Annotated in this window: 18 protein-coding genes; 12 read left to right on the forward strand and 6 right to left on the reverse strand. The window is 44.7% G+C overall.

Going from position 1 to position 22,400, the window contains the following annotated elements:
• The first annotated feature begins 1 nt into the window (after position 1).
• A complete protein-coding gene (locus OO774_RS22125; RefSeq protein ID WP_264906785.1) occupies positions 2–3,310 on the forward strand; it encodes an efflux RND transporter permease subunit in 3,309 nt (1,102 codons plus the stop codon).
• Entirely contained in the window at positions 3,307–4,362 is a 1,056-nt protein-coding gene (locus tag OO774_RS22130; RefSeq protein ID WP_264906787.1) for an efflux RND transporter periplasmic adaptor subunit, read from the forward strand. The genes OO774_RS22125 and OO774_RS22130 overlap by 4 nt, the downstream gene beginning before the upstream one ends.
• A gap of 192 nt (positions 4,363–4,554) precedes the next feature.
• On the opposite strand, the gene OO774_RS22135 is transcribed toward OO774_RS22130, so the two are convergent.
• A complete protein-coding gene (locus tag OO774_RS22135) occupies positions 4,555–5,427 on the reverse strand; it encodes an endonuclease/exonuclease/phosphatase family protein (protein WP_264906788.1) in 873 nt (290 codons plus the stop codon).
• A 309-nt stretch (positions 5,428–5,736) separates the two neighbouring features.
• Between OO774_RS22135 and nrdD the strand changes: the two genes are divergently transcribed.
• From nrdD to OO774_RS22160, 5 genes are all read left to right on the forward strand, one after another.
• Positions 5,737–7,857: an anaerobic ribonucleoside-triphosphate reductase gene (gene nrdD, locus OO774_RS22140; protein ID WP_264906790.1), complete on the forward strand. Its 2,121-nt coding sequence runs from the start codon at positions 5,737–5,739 to the stop codon at positions 7,855–7,857.
• Between the two features lie 81 nt (positions 7,858–7,938).
• Positions 7,939–8,409 (forward strand): anaerobic ribonucleoside-triphosphate reductase-activating protein, encoded by a 471-nt coding sequence (gene nrdG, locus OO774_RS22145; RefSeq protein WP_264906792.1) that lies wholly within the window; start codon positions 7,939–7,941, stop codon positions 8,407–8,409.
• Between the two features lie 312 nt (positions 8,410–8,721).
• Positions 8,722–9,576: an AraC family transcriptional regulator gene (locus tag OO774_RS22150; protein ID WP_264906794.1), complete on the forward strand. Its 855-nt coding sequence runs from the start codon at positions 8,722–8,724 to the stop codon at positions 9,574–9,576.
• A gap of 157 nt (positions 9,577–9,733) precedes the next feature.
• Positions 9,734–10,921 (forward strand): amino acid aminotransferase, encoded by a 1,188-nt coding sequence (locus OO774_RS22155; RefSeq protein WP_264906795.1) that lies wholly within the window; start codon positions 9,734–9,736, stop codon positions 10,919–10,921.
• A 12-nt stretch (positions 10,922–10,933) separates the two neighbouring features.
• Positions 10,934–11,614, forward strand: coding sequence for an ATP-dependent zinc protease (locus OO774_RS22160; RefSeq protein WP_264906797.1), 681 nt, complete (start codon positions 10,934–10,936; stop codon positions 11,612–11,614).
• 67 nt (positions 11,615–11,681) lie between these two features.
• On the opposite strand, the gene OO774_RS22165 is transcribed toward OO774_RS22160, so the two are convergent.
• Positions 11,682–12,218 (reverse strand): hypothetical protein, encoded by a 537-nt coding sequence (locus OO774_RS22165; RefSeq protein ID WP_264906798.1) that lies wholly within the window; start codon positions 12,216–12,218, stop codon positions 11,682–11,684.
• A 245-nt stretch (positions 12,219–12,463) separates the two neighbouring features.
• Between OO774_RS22165 and OO774_RS22170 the strand changes: the two genes are divergently transcribed.
• Genes OO774_RS22170 through modC form a run of 4 tightly spaced genes read left to right on the forward strand, consistent with a single transcriptional unit; the run spans position 12,464 to position 16,540 of the window.
• On the forward strand, positions 12,464–13,915 hold the full coding sequence (locus OO774_RS22170; RefSeq protein ID WP_264906799.1) for a cobyric acid synthase: 1,452 nt from the start codon (positions 12,464–12,466) through the stop codon (positions 13,913–13,915).
• Between the two features lie 59 nt (positions 13,916–13,974).
• Entirely contained in the window at positions 13,975–14,736 is a 762-nt protein-coding gene (gene modA / locus OO774_RS22175) for a molybdate ABC transporter substrate-binding protein (protein ID WP_264906800.1), read from the forward strand.
• Positions 14,737–14,738: 2 nt separating this feature from the next.
• Positions 14,739–15,425, forward strand: a complete 687-nt coding sequence (modB, locus tag OO774_RS22180) for a molybdate ABC transporter permease subunit (protein WP_264906801.1) — start codon at positions 14,739–14,741, stop codon at positions 15,423–15,425.
• On the forward strand, positions 15,425–16,540 hold the full coding sequence (gene modC, locus OO774_RS22185; protein ID WP_264906803.1) for a molybdenum ABC transporter ATP-binding protein ModC: 1,116 nt from the start codon (positions 15,425–15,427) through the stop codon (positions 16,538–16,540). The genes modB and modC overlap by 1 nt, the downstream gene beginning before the upstream one ends.
• Positions 16,541–16,643: 103 nt before the next feature.
• Here modC and OO774_RS22190 read toward each other — a convergent pair whose 3' ends face one another.
• From OO774_RS22190 to OO774_RS22200, 3 genes are all read right to left on the reverse strand, one after another.
• The gene (locus OO774_RS22190; protein WP_264906805.1) at positions 16,644–17,441 is read right to left on the reverse strand and encodes a M48 family metallopeptidase; all 798 of its coding nucleotides are present in this window, start codon (positions 17,439–17,441) and stop codon (positions 16,644–16,646) included.
• Positions 17,441–18,604 (reverse strand): YjgN family protein, encoded by a 1,164-nt coding sequence (locus OO774_RS22195; protein WP_264906807.1) that lies wholly within the window; start codon positions 18,602–18,604, stop codon positions 17,441–17,443. The genes OO774_RS22190 and OO774_RS22195 overlap by 1 nt, the downstream gene beginning before the upstream one ends.
• A 481-nt stretch (positions 18,605–19,085) precedes the next feature.
• Positions 19,086–19,523, reverse strand: a complete 438-nt coding sequence (locus OO774_RS22200) for a DUF3069 domain-containing protein (protein WP_176293407.1) — start codon at positions 19,521–19,523, stop codon at positions 19,086–19,088.
• Positions 19,524–19,757: 234 nt separating this feature from the next.
• On the opposite strand from OO774_RS22200, the gene OO774_RS22205 reads away from it, so the two are divergent.
• Positions 19,758–20,723 (forward strand): diguanylate cyclase, encoded by a 966-nt coding sequence (locus OO774_RS22205; RefSeq protein ID WP_264906809.1) that lies wholly within the window; start codon positions 19,758–19,760, stop codon positions 20,721–20,723.
• Between the two features lie 117 nt (positions 20,724–20,840).
• Here OO774_RS22205 and OO774_RS22210 read toward each other — a convergent pair whose 3' ends face one another.
• The gene (locus OO774_RS22210; RefSeq protein ID WP_264906811.1) at positions 20,841–22,106 is read right to left on the reverse strand and encodes a GGDEF domain-containing protein; all 1,266 of its coding nucleotides are present in this window, start codon (positions 22,104–22,106) and stop codon (positions 20,841–20,843) included.
• Positions 22,107–22,400 lie beyond the last annotated feature (294 nt).

The raw sequence follows: 22,400 nt of genomic DNA on the forward strand, positions 1-22,400 counted from the left end.
GATGCCCGGAAATCAAAAGCGCAGTTTTGTTCAATCCGTGATGAACAGCTTTTTCCCTCCGATCATGATCTTATTGGCCTTTGTGGTCGGTGCAGCCGCGTTGTGGCTAACGCCAAAAGAAGAAGATCCTCAGATCGTGGTACCCATGGCCGATGTTCTGGTTTCTGCACCGGGTCTGAGTGCTTCACAAGTCGAAAATCAAATCACAGAACCTTTAGAGAAGTTAGTCAGTCAGATAGACGGCGTTGAATACGTTTATTCGTCGTCGATGGAAGGTGCTGCTCAAGTTATTGTCCGGTTTTATGTGGGTGAAAACCGCGAAGACGCCTTAGTTAAACTCTACAACAAACTCTACTCCAACCAAGATAAAGTCCCACCTTCCGTAACTAGTTGGCTGGTTAAACCGGTTGAGATTGATGATGTGCCTATTGTGGTTGCAGCACTTTACTCAACGGATCCATCCATACTCGATCGTCATCAACTCAGAAGAATCGCAGATCAGGCGACTTTGGGTATTAAGTCTCTTGATGCAACCAACAAAGTCGAAGTCATTGGCGGTGAGCCGAGAAAAGTCCAAATTGAACTCGATACCGTCGCGATGGCGAATTTTAAAGTTACTATCGATGATCTTGAACAAGCAATCCAATACAGCAATGCGAAAACCCAGGGTAAAAATATCCAGATTAACGGACGTAATTTTACTTTAGAATCTGGACAGTTCCTCACCAGTTCGAAGGACGTTGGTGATCTCGTGATCGCGGTGCTTAATGGTAAGCCTGTGTATCTAAAAGATGTGGCAAGAATCTATGATGGAGCCAGTGAGGCAACGTCAGATACCTGGTACAGAGACAAAAATAGCGACCAAGCCCTTCCTGCAGTGTTCATTTCAGTTGCTAAGCAAAAAGGCTCCAATGCGGTTCTTGTCGCGCAGGCGGTGAATGACAAACTAGCTCAGCTAGAATCTGAGCAGTTCCCACCTCAAGTTAAGGTCGCCATCATACGTGACTATGGCGAAACCGCGAATGCCAAAGTAAACAATTTGGTCTCCAGTCTCGGTGTTTCCATACTGACCGTTGTGGTTTTCGTCGGCCTGTTCCTTGACTGGCGCAGCGCATTAGTTGTAGGAATAGCGATTCCAATCAGTTACGGCGCCGCTCTTGGCATGGACTTACTTTTTGGTTACTCCATTAACCGGGTAACGCTGTTTGCGTTGATCTTAGCACTCGGTTTGATCGTTGATGATCCTATCGCCAGTATTGATAACATCGAGCGTTACTTAAAACGTAAGGATATCACTCGGACCAAAGCGATTGTGTTGGCGATGGCAGAAATTCGCAGCGCGTTGTTAATGTCGACTGTAGCGATTGTCATTGTGTTTACGCCAATGTTTTTCATTACCGGCATGATGGGCCCGTACATGGCGCCTCTTGCGTTCAATGTGCCGATTAGTGTGATGTTCAGTACCGTCGTCGCCTTTATGATTACGCCTTGGGTGGCGAAAAAAATTCTCACTGGCGCACAAGAAAGCGGCCATTACGATATCCAATCCTCAACCATGTATCGTTTGTACCGTAGTGTCTTAATCCCGTTATTAGAAAGCCGCAAAAAAGCCTGGGCCTTCCTGGGATTGGTAGCATTGTTATTTGTGCTCGCCGCGTTGTTGCCTGCATTACGTTTGGTGCCACTCAAACTGCTGCCATACGACAACAAAAATGAATTCCAGCTAGTGTTAAACATGCCAGAGTCCTCTAGCTTTGTAGAGACGTCCAATGCACTATACAGCTTTTCTGATTACCTGATGACAGTGCCTGAAGTGACCAGCGTTTCTGGTTTCTCGGGTACCGCTTCGCCAATGGATTTCAACGGTATGGTGCGTCATTACTTCATGCGTAGCGAGCCATACCAAGGAGAATTGCGCATTGTATTAGCGCCGAAAAAACATCGTTCTATGCAATCTCATGAAATTGTCACTCGGTTACGAAGTGATTTAGAACAGATAGCAGAGCGTTTTAGCGCCGACATCCAACTGGTGGAAGTGCCACCGGGGCCGCCGGTTATCGCGACCATTACGGCTGAAGTTTATGGCGACGAAACCACCTCTTATGAGGAGTTAATGGTTCAGGCCGAGAAAGTGGCAGATCGCCTGCGCAAAGAGCAGTTGGTATCAGAGGTGGATACGAGTGTTCAGGGTGACTTGGAGACCTGGCAGTTTGTGGTTGATCAGGAAAAAGCGGCGTTATCCGGTGTGTCTGTTGCTGAGGTAAATAACACGTTAATTACGGCGGCGAATGCCAAAACTCTTGGTCATATTTCGGATCGCAGGGAGCTGAACCCGCTGCCGATTGAAGTTCAGCTGCGTCGTGAAGACAGAGATGATTTAAACCGATTAGAGCAACTGTATGTTCGTGGCAGACCTGGGATTGCAAAAGTGGAAATGGGCGGCGCCGTTGTGGACGCTCCTCAACCCGTTGTCCAGCTTTCAGAAATTGGTCATTTTGTTAAGCGCGCAGCGGATAAACCGATATTCCATAAAAACCTCAAACCGGTCGTGTATGTGTATGCCGAGGTAGTAGGGCGGGTACCTGGGGAGATCGTTGCGGATGTGATTGCCGATCAAAATACCAAACACGCGAGTGATGCACATGTTCATTGGCAGGATCGTACCTACTTGAGCAATGGTGCCGGCGTTGCCTGGAGCGTTCCGGAGAATATTAATGTTGTCTGGAGTGGTGAGGGTGAGTGGAAGATTACGGTTGATGTATTCCGCGATCTTGGCATCGCATATGGTGCCGCGCTATTGGGTGTATTCGTGGTTATGTTGATTCAGACGGGTTTGCCTGCCGTGTCTGGAATAATCATGTTGGCCATTCCTCTTACCGTTATCGGCATCATGCCGGGCTTCTGGATATTGAATATCTTAAGTAATGATATTGGCAACTACCCAAATCCTGCGTTGTTTACTGCAACGGCGATGATTGGGATGATCGCACTAGCTGGTATTGTTGTACGTAATTCGCTGGTGCTTATCGAGTTTATTCAGCAATCGCTGGAAGCGGGTCGTAGCTTACATGATGCATTAATTGAATCTGGCGTAGTGCGTATGCGGCCAATACTGCTCACCGCAGGGACTACGCTGTTGGGTAATATTATTATCACCCTCGATCCGATTTTTAATGGTTTGGCGTGGGCAATCATATTTGGTATTGCTGCCTCGACGGTATTTACGCTTCTGGTTGTTCCAGTGGTGTATAACCTCGCATACCAGAATACGAAAGGACATGGATTGCCTCAGGTGGAGGAAGAACAATGAAATTAGATAACAAATTGCTCGGCATCATTTTAATTATTGTGCTCGCGCTTCTTTTTCTCTATATGGCTGGTTTTTTCTCCGAAAAGTTACCCACTGAGCATTCCGCGAAAACCAACGTGATTGATGCCAGCTCAGTCAAAACCCATGAGATGATGTTGACCAGCGAGCCGGTTGTGCGGGAATTTCCGGGCGTTGTAGTAGCCGATCAGCAAGCTGATATTGCCGCGCGACTTACAGCCTCAGTCGTTGAGGTACTGGTTAAAGTGGGCGATAACGTCAAGCAGGGAGACGTGTTAGCGCGTTTAGAAAGTGATGATTTGGACGCGAGAGTTCGTCAGAGCGAGCAGGCGTTGTCTTCTGCACAAGCGCAACTTAACGCCGCTCGAAAGGAGTTTGCACGCGTTAAGACACTGTTGAACAGAAAACTGATACCACAGTCGCAGTTTGATCAGGCCGAGAGCACACTGCAAACTGCACAAGCTAACTTCAATCGTTCTCAAGCGGCGGTCTCCGAAGCCGAGACCACCTTTGGTTACAGCATCATCACTGCGCCATTCGACGGTTTAATCACTCAGAAACCAATCAACAGAGGAGATACCGCAACGCCCGGATCGCTTTTGCTCTCAATGTACAACCCGGAATCACTTGAAATAGAGGTTAACTTCGCCGAATCAGTCATGCCTTATGTCAGTTACGATAAACAGGTGGACGTGGCATTTCCGTCTTATGATGTGAGCGCAACTGCGACGATCAGGGAAGTGACCCCTTCTGCTGACGCGAATTCACGCAGTTATACGGTCAAATTGCAATTTGAGTCACCGAATACCGTGTACCCGGGAACCTTTGCAAAGGTCGCGCTAACCTTAACGGATGATGTCGTTTTACGCATCCCGCAACAAGCCGTTTATCAAGTAGGCCAGTTGGACTACGTGAAGGTGCTGCAAGAAGGTGGTGAAGTTGAAACGCGATTAGTTCAGTTAGGAGAGATGGACAGAGTAAGGACCGGACTCAAGCAGGGCGATGTAGTGATACTCAACCCGAGAGAGCTATAATTTGGTAAGAGTTTAACGTACAACATTCCGCTCAATGCCGCTCGTTTAAACGCGGGCGGCATATTCTAACCAATCCGTCTTCCTGAACAGCGACGAAGGAGCGTGATTCAGGATCTATTTTCGAGCACTTTGATATTAGATTCCTAGTCTCGCTAATGCTCGCTGGAATGACCCAGGGTGGTATAAGGGAGGTCAGTTTATAGAGAGCCTTACCTGCGTGCTGATCGGACAATGATCACTCAGCTGATAATCCAACACATCTTGCGATTTAAATAGCGACTGTTTTGCTGGTTGCGCTGCCAGACTCTCACTCACAACGATGTGATCAATCACGGATCGGAACTGATGGGTTTTGTTTGGGTTACGATTCGAACGCACCTTACATTCTGCTTGGGTATTTTTGGTAGCTAGCCTGGCGTTGGTGTTCGATGTCATCGTCGACCATAACCAATCACCTTGATAAGCCAAATTATGGTTAAAGTCGCCTAATATCGCATACTGCTCTTGGTTCTTCTCACGGGCTTTTATCCACCTACTCAGTGCTTCACCTTGCTGTTTGAGCGTTTTGCATTCACGACTGCTTTTATAAGCTCCGCTGCATCCTGCTTTTAGGTGAACAGAAAGTAGATGTGTTTCATTACTCTCATCTGGGTTTAACACTATATAGCTCGCAAAGCGCAATTTGCCATTACCTTGGGATATTGAAAAATCTGAGGGATCGGATATTGAAGTGCCTTCACGTACAGCAAAACCTGTGTATTGGTTGGTGTCTGAGAACTGCATATGTTTATTGCTCAACTTAGCTCTGTCAGATAAATAGATAGTGTATCCATCGCCTACCACTTTTTTAATCGCGGCTTCACTATCAACTTCTTGAAATGCTAATACATCAGGTTGCAACTTATCCAGATAGTGATTGAGTTTGACAAAATCGTTATCGGTTCTCGATACTTTTCCTCCGTCTATTGCTAACCATTCAATATTCCAACTGGTTAGGCTGATTGAATTTTGAGCAAATGAAGAAGAGCAATAAACTAACAAGGCTGTAGTAAAAAGTGATCGCATATTGGCTTGTTTCACTCCCGTTTGAGTATGTGTCCCTTTGTAACCTTTATCCTATAAGACCTCTAAAAAAAGCAAGTGGATTACGTCCAAATTTTGATATTTTCATCGATTACTTTGCAATTCAGTGCCTCAGCAATAAGATCGATTTGTTCTTATCCGCTACCCAATTTTTGTTGATCAAAATCAATGTTTTCGACTGGTGCTTCTCGTTAAATACGCCACAATATATTGTGTCTAAAGAATAAAAAACAACTCCATATAGTGTATTTGTGGATAACTCTGTGGGTATGTTGGGGTAAGGAGAAGAAAGTGAAACCAATCGTAATCAAGCGTGACGGCTCAAGAGCTCCGTTCAACAGGGATCGTATTCAAGCAGCAGTCGAAGCCGCGGCGGAAAACAAAGATAAAGATGTCGCCATTTATGCTCTCAATGTCGCTCTTGCTGTCGAGTTACAGCTAAAAGATCACGATGAAGTTCACATTCATGAGATTCAGGATCTGGTTGAGAATGAACTCATGCAAGGTCCTTACAAATCTCTGGCACGATCTTACATCGAGTACCGCCATGATCGTGATATTGCCCGAGAGAAACAGAGCTTTTTAACGCGTGAAATAGAAGGTCTGATTGAAGAAAGCAATCTTGACCTGATTAATGAAAACGCGAATAAAGATGGCAAAGTTATCCCAACTCAACGCGACTTGCTTGCCGGGATCGTAGCGAAGCACTATGCGAAAACTCACATCCTTCCTCGTGATATCGTACAAGCTCACGAAGTGGGTGATATTCATTATCACGACTTAGATTACGCGCCATTCTTCCCGATGTTTAACTGTATGCTGATCGACCTAAAAGGCATGCTGACGCACGGTTTTAAAATGGGTAATGCGGAAATTGATACGCCGAAATCGATATCCACAGCAACCGCAGTAACGGCACAGATCATCGCACAGGTTGCGAGCCATATTTACGGCGGCACAACGATCAACCGTATTGATGAAGTACTCGCGCCGTACGTAATGACAAGTTACGAGAAGCATCTAAAAATCGCCAAAGAGTGGGACATCGCTGAGCCTGAAAAGTTTGCAGAAGCGCGCACAGAGAAAGAGTGTTATGACGCGTTCCAATCGCTTGAGTACGAAGTAAACACCCTGCATACCGCAAATGGCCAAACGCCATTCGTTACTTTTGGCTTCGGCTTAGGTACAAGCTGGGCATCTCGTTTGATCCAAAAATCGATTCTAAAAAACCGTATTGCGGGGCTTGGAAAAAACCGTAAAACCGCTGTTTTCCCCAAACTGGTATTCGGTATTAAAGACGGTCTGAATCATAAAGCGGAAGATCCAAACTACGACATTAAACAACTTGCGCTTGAGTGTGCGTCTAAACGTATGTATCCAGACATTCTCAACTACGACAAAGTGGTTGAAGTGACTGGCTCATTCAAAACGCCAATGGGATGCAGAAGTTTCTTGGGCACTTATGAAGAAGAGGGCGAGCTAATCCATGAAGGCCGCAATAACCTTGGTGTTGTGAGCTTGAACCTGCCTCGTATCGCGATTCGTGCCAAAGGAAGCGAGAAGAAGTTCTATGAACTACTTGATGATCGCCTTCGTTTGGCGCGCAGAGCGTTAGAAACTCGTATTACGCGCCTGGAAAACGTCAAAGCACGCGTAGCGCCAATCCTTTATATGGAAGGAGCATGTGGTGTTCGTCTGAAAGCGGATGACTCTATTGCCGAGATCTTTAAAAACGGTCGCGCGTCAATTTCATTGGGCTATATCGGTGTGCATGAAACGATTAACGCACTGTTTGGCAACGAAGCGCACGTGTATGACGATGCGGTTTTACGTGAAAAAGCGCTTGAGGTGATCAAACACCTAAAAGACGCAGTGAATCAGTGGGCAGACGAAACCGGCTATGGTTTCAGTCTATACGCGACACCGAGTGAAAACTTATGTAGCCGTTTCTGTCGTATTGATACTAAAGAGTTCGGCGTGATCGAAGGGGTGACAGATAAAGGTTACTACACCAACAGTTTCCACTTAGACGTAGAAAAGAAGGTCAACCCATACGATAAGATTGACTTTGAAATGCCGTACCCAGAGATCTCAAGCGGCGGATTTATTTGTTACGGTGAATTCCCGAACATGCAGCGTAACGTTGAAGCGTTAGAAAATGTGTGGGATTACAGCTACACCCGAGTGCCTTACTACGGCACGAATACGCCTATCGATGAATGTTACGAGTGTGGTTACACGGGTGAATTTGAATGTGCCAGCAAAGGTTTCACCTGCCCAAGTTGTGGTAACCACGATTCCACCAAAGTGTCGGTAACGCGCCGTGTTTGTGGTTACCTTGGTAGTCCTGATGCACGTCCGTTTAACTTCGGTAAACAAGAAGAAGTGAAGCGCCGAGTAAAACACCTCTAATCAATACCTAAATTGGACACTTTGAAAATCAACCTGTAGCGGGTTGATTTTCTTTTCTCGCAAACACGATGAGACGCGACGATGAACTATCACCAATACTATCCAATCGATGTTGTAAACGGACCAGGTACGCGTTGTACGCTGTTTGTTTCAGGTTGTATTCACCAGTGTCGGGGTTGTTATAATCAATCGACTTGGCGTGTGGATTCTGGGCATGTATTTACTCAAGAACTCGAAGATAAAATTATTGCTGATCTAAATGATACGCGAATTAAGCGCCGGGGTTTATCGTTGTCGGGAGGTGATCCGCTCCATCCGGCAAATGTACCGTACATCCTAAAATTGGTGAAGCGGGTAAGAGAAGAGTGTGCGGGTAAAGATATCTGGGTTTGGACAGGTTACACTTTGGCTGAGCTTGACGATGCCCAAAGAGAAATAACCAAATACATCGATGTGCTTATCGATGGCAAGTTTGAGCAAGATAAGAAAGACCTGAATTTGGAATGGCGTGGCAGTTCCAACCAAGTCATACATCATTTTAAGTCTGTTTAAACCAAACATATGCTGGTTTCAACCAACAAATAAAAAGGGCATATTCGTCAATGGCGAACGTGCCTTTTTAGTCTGAGCGCAATTGTCCGTTCTTCTGCGCTTACAATAAGCCGTTTCCAAAATGCTTGGTGAACTACTCACTTGTTAAGAGCCTCGCATTTCTCCTTTAAGAATAATGCGAGTAGTTTATCCCCATGATTTCGCGTTGTATTTTTCAAAGGCATCCAATAGTTTTGCAAAGCTCTCAAGTAATTTGAGCCGTTAAATCTAATGTTGCCAAGACGCAATAAATACCGTGTGAGAGATCGAAATATGGAAGAAAAACAAGAGTGTTACTCCATTTCCGAAAAAACGTATCAGGAAATGATCGACCACACACGTGTTTTGGCGTTAGAAGAACGAGGTATCGTGCAATGCGGTATCGCAACCTGCAGAGATTTCTTTTCGGTGTACAGGAAAAACCAAAAAAAGCACATGCTGCTCTATACCGTGCGTGGAAAAGGTTGGCTAGAAAGCAAAGGATGTCGCTATGAATTAGAACCAGGTTCTCTGGTAACCGTTCCCGCGGGGATTGAAAATGGATTTGGTATGGGGGATGAAACCTGGCAGATAGCATGGGTTTTTCTTTCACAGAACACGGATTGGTCAATCGTGGAAGAAGACATAAGCTACCAGCTGACATCAGCATCAGAGGTAATGTACGCTTGTATTCAAACTCTGCTCCGCAGTATCAACTTGCCAATTAACTGTGGTGGTGCCGTAGGTGCACACAGTGTTGCTCAATTAGAGTTGATGCTAAATATGCCTCAATCAGAATCCATTTCCCGACAGCAGTTAAAGCTACGTCGCGTATTTGATCTTGTTCAAAGGCAGTTGCATAAAGAGTGGACCGTGGAACAATTAGCTGCGTTATACCCTTGCTCCCAAGCGCACTTGTATCGATTAAGCCAACAGCAATTTGGACGAAGCCCGATGGCACATTTAACGCGTATGAGAATGGAATACGCCGCAAGGTTGCTGCGTTCTACTGAATGGCCGATTCAGCACATAGGTGAAATTGTAGGTTATCCAACCAGTGCTAATTTCAGTACAAGGTTTCGCTCTTGGTCTGGTTTGACACCAAGATCATTCAGACAAAATGGGCGCCTTGAGATAGATATCGAATAATGATTTGCTTTCTTTGTAACCAACCAAGTGCACAAAGCACCATTGCATACAGAGTTTTATCCTATAATTGACGAAATTCGTGAAAAATCATTTCGTCATTTTAAATGATAGTGTTAACGTGAAGTCTGTACTTGAATTTCAAAGGGTTGTGACTTTCATGTTTTCTAATCTACCAACTCCCGTATTAGATCCTATTTTATCTTTATCCGTTGCATATCGTAACGATACTCGTCCGAACAAGGTTGATCTTGGCATTGGCGTGTACAAAAACAGCGCTGGTGAAACGCCAATCATGAAAGCCATTCAGATGGCGCAAGACGTTGTTGTAAAAACTCAAAAAACCAAAGCTTACGTTGGCCTAGCGGGCTGCGAAGAGTTTAACCAAAGCATGGTTGATCTTTTGTTATCCGGAACTTCCGCAATGGATCGTGTTGCGGCCATTCAAACTCCAGGGGCGAGTGGTGCTTTGCGTATGTTGGGCGACTTAATGAAAGTTGCACAACCAGATACAACCGTATGGATTTCTAATCCAAGTTACGTGAACCACAAACCGGTGATGGAAGCTGCAGGGCTCAAGGTCAGGTTCTACCATTACTTCTCTCCAGAAACCAAGCAAGTTGATACCGCTAAAATGCTCGACGATTTGTCAAAAGCTGGCCCTTCTGATGTCGTTCTCCTTCACGGTTGTTGCCATAACCCAACAGGTGCAGATATCGACTTCGCTGCTTGGCAAGCGATTACAGAGCTATCGCAGAAAAATGGTTTCACCCCTTTTGTTGATATCGCCTATCAAGGTTTTGGTGACGGTCTGGAAGACGATGCGAAAGGCCTTCGCTTTATGGCTGATAACGTCGAGGAGATGCTCATCACGACATCGTGCTCGAAGAATTTTGGCCTTTATCGAGAGCGTACTGGTGCAGCGATCGTCGTCGGAAAAAATACGCAAGACGTGACTAACGCGAAAGGTAAGTTATTAACTCTGGCTCGTTCTACTTACACAATGCCGCCAGATCATGGTGCTGCACTGGTCAAAACGATCCTTCAAGACACCAACATGACGTCAGTTTGGAAACAAGAACTGAGCGAAATGCAACAGCGTTTGGTAAGTCTGCGTCAAAACTTGTGTAACGAATTGAGAAATAACCACAATACAGATCAATTTGACTTCATTGAGAGTCACAAAGGCATGTTTACTGTGCTAGGCTTTACTGAAAAGCAAATGTCGCTTCTGCGTGAAGATTATGGCATTTATGGTGTCGGTGATGGCCGAATTAATATCGCAGGCCTAACCGAAACACATATTCCTTACGTAGCTGACGCCATCAATAAAGTCTCTCAACTTTAATTCGGAGTGTGGATGAAAAACTGGAAACTGATTCTACCGCTTATGATGAGTGGTAGTTTAATTGCTTGTACGTCAACGCAAACGACGACAGAGCCTGTTGAGCCAGAAACACCAGAAGTAGAACAACCTGTTGTGGTAGAACCGGAAATTAAGCCAGAGGTTGAGCCTAAGCCAGAAGTAGAACCAAAGCCGGAAATCAAGCCAGAGCCAGAAAAGAAACCTGAACCTAAACCAGAAAAGCCAGTTAAGGTACAAAAAACGCCTGACGGAATGCTGATACTTGGCTCAGAAGAGTGGGTTTATGTACCAGGCATTGATGAAACGTTTAAAGCACGTGTCGATACTGGTGCTACGACATCGTCAATCAGTGCGCTTGATATCGTGCCGTTTGAACGTGATGGCAAAGATTGGGTACAGTTTAAAATCGACCTTGGTGACAAGGCGAGCAAAGAATTTAAGCTGCCCGTAGAGCGTTGGGCAAAGGTAAAACAGTCATCATCAGATGAGGTAAATAAACGTGCGGTTGTAGTGGCCTACATCCAAGTCGGTGATTATAAAGAAAAGACGGAGTTTACCTTGGCTGAAAGAGGGCATATGAAGTTCCCAATGTTATTGGGACGTAGCTTCTTCAGAGATATTGCTGTCGTGGACGTATCGAAAAAATACATTCAGGACAAACCGAGCAATAAATAGCCACATGTTCAAAACTGAAATGGCCTCCATAATTGGAGGCCATTTTTTATTTAAACTTCTTGGTCATTCAGAACCCAAAGCGGGCAGACATTACGAGTTGCTGTCCGTAAACACCGTTGTTTTTTAAATCGGCACCAAGTGACAACTGCTGAGTCGAATGGAATCGCGCTCCGAAATTGTAAACAGTGTGGGAATCGTCACTGTCCATCAACTGGCCTAATCGAGCGTGAAGCTCTACATTTTGCGTAAACCAGATACGAGTACCAATATTGACTTCTGCGTGCCACTCATCGCCTACTTTATCGCTACTGTTTTGCTTAATATTGTGCAGCAACATCTGGCCATAAATATCAGCAAATTGCCCGGCAGGGCCATTAAAGCCAATACCACCGGCTACATCCCAATCACCACTAAATTCACTATCAGCGCGACCAATAAAGTGGGTGTTCTCAGTAAAGTAGCTAGTCATCTCGCCACCAAAAGTCGCTGGACTGGTACCCATACGGACTTCCAATGTATTGTAGTTAAAATTATTGGCATAAGAGGAAAGTGGCAGTATCGCGCACAAACCAAAGGCCGTGACCTTTAGCGCTTTACCTAGCATGGTGACTCCAGACAAGATCATTAAAATTAACTGGGAGCAAAGCAAAAATCAGGCCACAAATGATAATGGGGGGCTTTTAACCAATATTATGGTTTCCAACCAGCCCATTACCATTTTAATCCTCTGTCCGGATACGAAAAGCAAAAGAATAGCGATGATTCACCTTGTTATTCGGTTCATTTGCTTGAGTAACCTGCAACGATAACGTTATGATTGCTCATCTATTTCTTCTCTTACGAATATTCATGAAATCAGCAATCCCTTCTTTAATGGTTCAAGGCACCACATCGGATGCCGGAAAAAGTGTACTTGTGGCAGGTTTATGCCGTGTATTAGCTCGAAGAGGGATTAAAGTTGCCCCATTTAAGCCGCAAAACATGGCGCTCAATAGCGCGGTAACCAAAGATGGTGGTGAAATAGGGCGCGCTCAGGAAGTTCAGGCACAAGCCTGCAATATTGAATCCACTGTTCATATGAACCCGGTGCTTATAAAACCGAACAGCGATACAGGCGCACAGATCATTCTGCAAGGTAAAGCGTTGTCTGATATGGATGCTGCGGGCTTCCATGATTACAAAAAAGTCGCAATGAATACTGTACTCGATTCCTTTTCTCGTCTAACTGAAGAGTTTGACTCGATCATGATTGAAGGCGCAGGCAGCCCGGCAGAAATCAACCTTCGCGAAGGGGATATTGCCAATATGGGCTTTGCAGAAGCCGCCGACGTCCCCGTGATTATTGTTGCTGATATCGATCGAGGCGGTGTTTTTGCTCACTTATACGGCACCTTAGCGTTACTTTCAGAATCAGAACAAGCACGTGTTAAAGGCTTTGTGATTAACCGATTCCGGGGCGATATTCGTTTGTTGCAATCAGGTTTGGACTGGCTTGAAGAAAAAACAGGTAAGCCAGTCTTAGGGGTGTTGCCTTACCTGCATGGTTTTAACCTCGAAGCTGAAGATGCCATTACTGAGCAGCAAGAATTAAGCTCTGAAGTAAAGCTCAATGTTGTGGTACCCGTACTAACTCGCATCAGTAACCATACTGATTTTGACGCGTTACGTCTCAACCCAGACATTAACTTACGCTATGTGGGGAAAGGCGAAAAAATCGACAAGGCTGATTTGGTTATCCTGCCAGGGACAAAGTCTGTCAGAGACGATTTAGCGTATTTAAGAAGCCAGGGCTGGGATAAAGATATATTGCGCCATATTCGCCTAGGTGGAAAAGTCATGGGTATCTGTGGCGGTTACCAGATGCTTGGTAAAACCATTGACGATCCTGATGGTGTGGAAAGTGCAGCGGGCACAAGTGAAGGCTTAGGGCTGCTTGACGTTCATACTGTCCTTACTGGTAGTAAGCAACTGACAAAGACAGAAGCTGTCGTGAGCCTAAATGGTAAACGTGCGACCGCAAAAGGCTACGAAATTCATGTTGGCCGAAGCGAAGTTTCAGGAGTACAGCCACTTAAACTTGAAAATGGAGCTGTGGATGGTGCGCTAAGTGAATGTGGTCAGGTTATGGGCACCTATTTACACGGCTTCTTTGATGAAGTGGAAGTGTTAAATCTAATTGCCGAGTGGGTAAATGGCGCTCAAATTAAACAGCAAAATTTTGAAGAGATTAAAGAGCTTGGGATTAATCGTATTGCAGACGCGATAGAGCAACACATGAACTTAGATTTTTTGTTCAAATAAAATAATTAGTTGATGAACGTAATATCTGTCTAAAGCTTGTCTCGTAAAGGAGCCTATTAATGAAAATATGGAAAACACCTGTGTGCTTAACGGCATTGTTAAGCGTTGTCTTTTCTGCTCATGCTGCAGCAGATCTTAAAGTGTACGCTGCATCCTCTATGACCAATGCGATCAACGAAATTAGCGGAAATTTCTCAGATAAGTTCGATGTAACTATCACACCCGTTTACGGTGGTTCCTCGTCTATTGCTCGTCAGATAATGAACGGAGCTCCCGCCGATGTTTTCATCTCAGCAAATACCAAGTGGATGGACTATCTTGTGGATGAAAAGGTCATTTTACGTGACAATGTCACAAATTTGGTGGGGAATAGTCTGGTTTTGATTGCTCCTAAACCGTCTAACACGAAGAGTTTTAATTTTTCAGATAGTAACGCGTGGCTAGCTGCGTTAAATGATGAACGTCTTGCACTCGGTAATCCGACATCGGTACCTGTGGGTATGTACGCTAAAGAATCACTGACTACACTGGACGTATGGGAAAATATTGAATCTAAAGTCGCTCCTGCCAAGAATGTTCGTCTCGCGTTAGCTCTGGTAGAGCGTGGAGAAGCGCCATTAGGCATTGTGTACAAAACCGACGCGTTGCTGACAGACAAAGTAACAATAGTAGACGAGTTCTCGAGTGACACGCACTCTGCCATTGTCTATCCGGCGGCAATGATCAGTGACTCAACGGAATCAAAGCAGTTTTTCCAATACCTGAGTACAGATCAAGCCAAAGCTGTCTTTGTCAAATACGGTTTCAGTAATAAGGAATAAGCGTGACTGAACTGGAATACCAAGCCTTAATCTTAAGTCTCAAAGTAGGTGCGTTCGCGGTACTTTGGCTCATCCCTTTAGGGGTTTTACTGGCATGGTTACTTTCTCGCAAAACCTTTTTTGGCAAGTCTGTGCTCGATAGCCTGATTCATCTGCCTTTGGTCTTGCCACCGGTTGTTATTGGTTATTTGCTACTGTTATCCCTTGGGCGGCAGGGGGTCATCGGTAGTTGGCTCTATGAACATTTCGGCTTGGTATTTAGCTTTAATTGGAAAGGGGCGGTTGTCGCTTGTATTGTCGTCGCACTGCCACTTATGGTTCGTTCTGTACGTTTAAGCCTAGAAAGTGTTGACCCTAAACTTGAACATGCAGCGTCAACACTCGGTGCTTCTCGGCTAAAAGTATTTATGACAATTACACTGCCGTTGACTCTCCCTGGCATCATTACCGGAACCATGTTGTCTTTCGCGCGTAGCCTGGGCGAATTTGGTGCAACAATTAGCTTTGTGTCTAATATTCCGGGAGAGACACAAACGATACCGCTCGCGATGTACAACTTTATAGAAACGCCTGGTGCCGAGATGGAAGCGGCACGCCTTTGTATTATTTCAATTGCACTGGCGTTATCGACATTAATGGCATCTGAGTGGCTGAATCGAAAAGCATCAAGCCGGCTGGGAGCTAAATAATGAGCATTAAAGTTAAATTTAAACAGTCGCTTGGTGAAACTGACTTTGATATTAACTTAGAATTACCCTGTAACGGAATAAGCGCGCTGTTTGGTCGATCAGGTGCAGGCAAAACAACCTTAATCAATGTGATCAGTGGGCTAGTCACGCCGACACAAGGCAAAGTCACCATTGGTGAGCACGTTTTGTATGATAGTGACGAGTCGATAAACTTACCGACACACAAGCGTAAGATTGGCTACGTTTTTCAGGACTCACGTTTATTCCCACACTATTCAGTTAAAGGGAACTTGATGTATGGCGTTAAAGAGAAAGACGACGCTTACTTTGATACCGTGACAGAGCTTCTTTCCATAAAGCCGCTACTGAAGCGTTTTCCTACCTCGCTTTCTGGTGGTGAAAGACAGCGAGTTGCCATCGCGCGCGCATTGTTGTCTAAACCAAACTTATTGTTAATGGATGAGCCATTAGCATCCTTAGATATGCCCAGAAAACGAGAAGTGATGCCTTTTCTCGAAGAACTGTCTGAAAAAGTAAATATTCCCATCGTGTATGTGACGCACAGTCTACAAGAGATCATCAGACTGGCACAGAACCTGGCGATTATTGACCACGGTCGAATTGTCACCTCAGGGAAGCTGGAAGATGTCTGGGCTTCTCATGCGATGAGACCATGGCAGTCATTCTCAGAACACAGTAGCTTATTTGAAGGAAAGATTGCAGCGCATCACGCTCAATATGCTCTGACTTCAGTAACGCTGGGTCATAGCGCGTCGCTTTGGGTACAAAAGGTTGAGGGTGAGCCGGGTACACCGATTCGACTTCAGGTGCGAGCTAGTGATGTCTCTATCGCACTAGAGCGTCCCGTTGGCACATCGATTCGAAATGTTTTGCCTGCGACGGTTCAGTCTATAGAGCAAGTTAATGTCGGAGACGATAAGCAAAGCATTACTGTCTCTTTGCAACTGGACGAGAATTGTTGCTTGTGGGCAAAAATTACCCCTTGGGCACTTGATGATCTTAACTTAAAGCTCGGAGATGCAGTCTACGCGCAAGTCAAAGGGGTGAGTGTCACACAACGTGACATTGCCTTTTCACCACACTCTTATCATTGATGGTTTATACAGCCACACTGAGACTATCTGGCAGAGCATCAAACCTCTGGTTGAGGGTGTAGAGAGGCGGATTAATCCACTGTTTTCATAAGATTAACTTTTGTTAATTTTCGCTTGTCGATTCATTAAACGTGATTGATGCCTCGATTCTGGCATTAATATCTGGATGAGTACTCAGCCATTCAGGCATGTGACCCGACGAAGATGCCTGTAATAGCTTAAACATCTCCTGCATAGGCACTGTCGTTCCGTAAATTCTGAGCATCGCTTTTAAGGCATACTGATCAGCTTCGGCTTCATTATCCCGTGAATACCCATTAGAAAACAGAAAGACACCGGCACCAACCAGGTTGTCTATCACACCAGAACTTTCTCCGGTAACCAGAGCCACAGCAACCGATAAAAGACTGGCCCGAATTACAGACTGCATAACATGCTCATATTTCACATGTCCCAGCTCGTGAAATAAAACACTGTCTAGCTGAGCTGGTGTCACCATAGCTTCCACAATATCGTCCGTTACGATGATGGTGCCATTGCTAAGGGCAAAAGCATTAACCCCTTCATCCCAGTGGCGAAAAACCAGATTAGGCGGGGAAGGGAACGCTTCCCCATCCGCCACCAGACTGTCAATATGTGACTGAAAACGTTGCCGAATCTCTTGCTGTTGTGACAAGGGAAGCTCCGACGGCTCAAACCACTTTTCGTCCAGAGTGGTTAATACCTGTTTACCCACATGCGTTGCCACTGTATCAGGCAAGAACATCACCGCTTTCTGACTAACCCAGGGTATCCCGTATACAAAGCCACCGGACATCAGTAGGATCAGTATCACCGTACTGACTACCGCCACACGGCTGCTGTTTTCCATCCGGGTGATCCAGCCATCCGGTCTGCTCATCAGAGCCCTAACTCCATATCAAATGCCTGCACCACTTCATCTGCGACCGCTGAACCTGAATCTGAGCTCTGGCTGGTCACAGTCAGTTCACTCAAATCACCTTTCAGACTGGTTACCTCAGCCAGATACGACTGGGTTCTGACCAGTACCCAGGGTCTGGCCAGCCCCAGCGTGAACAGCTGAGCCAGAAAGTTGCTGATCACCAGCCACAAATAACTCCCCAGCATCATCTCAGAACACAGGTGCTGCTTCTCAGAGCTGTTCGCACGATTCAAATGGAAAGCAGTCTGGGCAAACACATAGTTCCGGACTCTGACCCTGATAATCGCATTCGCAATAATACCAAACACAAAAGAGGCAGCGTACGTCAGCACAGTAATGGCATAAGTTAGCGACGGCTCTCCTTCCTCCATGGTCACCTGCTGAATAAGTTCATCAGAGAAAACATAGGCCGCACCGCCGATAATAAGCAGTGCCACGAGAGCAACCCCCGATGCCAGAAAATATGTCACAACGAAATAACGTGCACTTAAATGAGTCGTAAAGTAATGCTCTCCATATTGATAATTATCAATATGATATTCCGTGATCCGGCGGGCTATGCCGCTCCACAGATAAATCCCCATCACCATGGTTGCCAGGATCATCATCGCCCCCACTAACGTGCTTCTGGAGAAGAGCATAATGGATAGGGTGAACATAAAATACATAACTAAAAGAGACACAAAGGGTCTGCCAACATAACAGAAGTACGCCTCACCCAGACTACCGATAAAAGAGAAGCGCTCCTCCCGGTAACTGGTCATCGCAGCATCAAACCGGGTATTGTTACGAATGAGGATTGGGGAAAGTAAGAAGAACGCCGCCATAAGAATTAAAGAGGCAACAGGGTATAGCTGACTGGAAAAATACCAGGTTAATACACAGACAATCGCAACCAGCCGTCCTTTCAGGATCTGCACTGGCTTGGCATGGTAGTCAAACCGGTGATCCGCAAGTTCCGTATTACCATAAAAATACTTCCGGGTTCTGACCTTGGCCCAGGCGGAATAAATGCCAAGGGTCACCACCGAAAGCAATACGTTCACAATCCATATACGAAAAAATGCCTTCCCGTTACCGTAAAAAGAAACGGGATACTCTTTGGTGTTGCTCTGTTTCATTCAATAGGTACCTGATAATTTGTCTACTAACCAATGTAAGCCCTTAAGCTCATATCAATAACAAGCATACTTTACTGATGAAACAGAAGAGAGATGAAATTAATCTGCTGATGTTAAAGCGTTTTTTCGAGGCATCACAAAAAAGGCAGAGCCACGGGGTGCTCCTATGACTCTGCCTTTATTTTATATAGATATACCAATATCAGAGAGGCAACACTCAGATCTTAAACTGCGATACAAGATCGCTCTGCTCACTGGATAACTGATTTAAAGATTCACTGTTGCGGGCCAGTTTTTGTGCATCCTGAGCTATATTGGTCGCCATATCGGAAATGCCGACCACATTTTCTGCCACATCTTTAGCAACAACACTCTGCTCCTCACAGACGGTGGCAATCGAACCTTCATACCTAATTAAAACAAAGGGCTGCGCAATGCAGCCCTTTCTAACCCACTAAGTATTAATTAACCCGAGTTCAGGTTACTTCGCAAACACTTCTTTGAATTCACGTTTTAGCAGAGGATCACGGCGCGCTTTTTTCATTTGCTTAACCATGTCTTTCACGCAGTTGTGAAGAACATTGTCCAGCAACTGAGCGCGGTACTCTTCTTTATCTTCATCTGTCATGTTTTCTGGCAGATTAAGAGTTGGGAATTCTTCCATTACGTTAATTCCAGCGAATGCTTGGCCTACTGAAACTAGAGCATGAAACTGTTCAAAGTTATCAAGAATGTTTTGTGCGCTTGCTGGCATTTCGTCCCAAGACGCGCGAACCGCTTCTTCTGACACTTCATGGATAGAGGTAACCATTTCGAACATTTCCTCTGGAACTTCGTCGAATTCAATAACTTTACGTAGCTCTGGAGAAATGGTTTCTAGATCGATTTTTTTGCTTTCGGTGTTAGTTGCTTCTGACATGCTGTGTCTCTCATTACAAAAAGGCGGGAATAGTAATACCAAATGTTTCAAATATCTACCATTATACCCAAATGACGTCAAGTTGCGCCCAAAGGGTGAGGTTATTTGGACACACAGTCTTTTAATTACGGGTCAATTAAACAAAAATATAGTGGTTAAATTTTAGTGATAGGTACCAAGTCGTTGAATATGATATATGGTTAATTAAGACATAATAAGATAGTGGAACACCTTATGCGGCCTAAAGGGACATCAATGCGCATTCTGCTGGTTGATGATGTTCAATTAGACAGAATGCAATTGGCTATTCGTCTTAAACAACTGGGACATATCGTCGAAACAGTAGGCAGCGGCGCTGAAGCGTTAAACATTTATAAAAGCTTTGATCCCGAGTTGGTTTTGCTCGATATCACAATGCCGGAAATGGATGGCTTTGAGCTTTCATTATCCATCAGAGAAGCTTTTACCGACTGGATTCCTATCATTTTCCTGAGTAGCCATGAAGAGCCTGAGATCATCGCTAAAGCGATAGAAGTTGGCGGTGATGATTACCTTATCAAACCTGTTGATAAACTTGTCCTAAATTCAAAACTCATCGCTATGCAGCGTATTGCTCGCATGAGGTGCGAGTTAAAACAAGCGACAGCACAACTCGAAAAAGTCAATCAACTCTTAACCCAGCAGGCGAATGAGGATGGATTAACAAAGCTTTATAACCGCAGATACATTGATCAGAAGCTTGAATCAATGGTTGCGTGGCATGGGCGCCGCCATATGCCGATGGCAATGATTTTGTTAGATGTCGACTTTTTTAAGGCGTTTAACGATAACTATGGCCATATAGAAGGGGATAGATGCTTGCAGGCGATTGCAAGTGAACTAGAAGCGACCTTTTGTCGCTCGGGTGAATACGTTGGGCGTTATGGTGGGGAAGAGTTTGTCGTATTACTTAGTGGCACCGATGGACAAATGGCAGAAAGAGAGGCTGCACGTATTCAAGAGGCGATAGCGTTCCTTAACTATCCTCATGAGTATTCAAGCATTACAAATAGAGTGACAGTGTCACAGGGTGTGCTTGCCTTTCAGGCTACCGGAAAAGAAAACAAAGCCGATTTGTATGCGATGGTCGATAGAGCGCTCTACACATCAAAATCACAAGGTCGTGATACTCATACATTGGTAAATAAAAACTCAAACTAAATCAATTATCTTGATGCTAGTGACGTTGTCACTCAGTGCTGTAGACGCTGTATTGTAAATAGTAGAACTAACAATGGAAGTGCAGTTAAAAATGGAAACAGCTGGCGTCGTTTATCATCAGGAAAGGCGTGACCTAAACCCACTGTTGGAACACTTAATGCAATTTCGGCCAGAATCTTTTGCTTGATACAAAGCTTCATCCGCAAATGATAGGACATCTTCCGGATCCAATGCGTTCCGGCTGTCTGCAACACCGATGCTCACCGTCACTGATACTGACGTTCTTTTCGATTTTTCATTTCCGCGCTTCATTTTTCCTTGTTTATGATCGTCTAGACGAGAAGCGGAATCGCGTAAGACCATCTTATAATTTGCAATCAATTTATGGACTTCTTCGACCTGTTTCAAACAATCTTCAGAGTATTTGCCTTTAAATAAAATAGTGAATTCTTCACCACCAAAACGATAAACTTTCGCACCACCACGCGTTTTTATTAACAATGCTGCGACGAGTTTAAGTACGTCATCACCGGTTTCATGTCCGTAGGTATCGTTAAAGTTTTTAAAACGGTCTACATCTAACATTACGATGGTGTATTTACCATCTAGATCTTTAAAATCAAGATCAAGCGCTCTACGGCTAGGAATCTGAGTTAAACTGTCTGTAAAAGCAAGATGATGGCTAGCCATTGTTGAATACACGATCATAAGCAACCCCGCCAAAGTAAACATGGTGCTTGCTATGTATTGAACATCGAAAAAAATAAACGTAATGGAGGCTAAAGCCATCGCAGAGTAAGTCATCGCATGGATGATTTTGTTCGTCACTAAGACCAAAATGCCTAAAACCCCGACAATGCCAATACAATATAAGACGAGGATGAAAGGGAGTTTGGAGATACTTGGTACGATAAATAAAATACCGTTTGTCCAGCCCTCAACTTGGCCATTAATCTGAAATTTCAGAGTAATGTATGACCACAGCAGAAATGTCGCCAACATAAAAACATAGACAAACATGGCTTTTGAGTTTGCGCCATCTTTTCTGAATAGATACACGGCTAAAAAAGAAATCGGCAGCAGAGTTGCAAGCATCGTCAGTTCGATCAGCACTGTATCGCTATTACCAGGTATCTGAAGACGATGCTGGATAATAAAGTAAGCTACTAGCATCGAGAGGCATACCATGGACTCTCGCCCCTGCTTAAAAGAGTAGCAAAACAAAAGCGCGCAACCCAGCAGTATATAAGGCAAATTTGCGGCAATTCCCCAGTTTGACTCAGTCATCTGAATAATACTATTCATACCTGATATCGCTAAACCCAATAGTACTATTGGGAACACGAACTTAAAGCCTGATGATGTCGTTAAGGAATAGGACATTTGGGAAATTGCCTACAAGATTAGTTGAATACACAAATACATCACAATACACTCAAGATAACATTATCATTGTAGACTATATGCTTTCGGTACCTAATCTATTTCCACAATAAGTGCACTCCAGTTGTCAACTAAGTGGTTAACTACCTACTAGCAGTACAACATCAGCAATAAAAGCAAAAATCACAACAACAATGCGCCTGTTACTTTTTTCACATACCCGTTATGATGAACATAAATCGCTGGATTGGTATGAAAAACCAATTCTTAAGTAACATCGATCATGAATGTTCA

The sequence above is a fragment of the Vibrio sp. STUT-A11 genome (assembly GCF_026000435.1).
GTDB lineage: Bacteria > Pseudomonadota > Gammaproteobacteria > Enterobacterales > Vibrionaceae > Vibrio.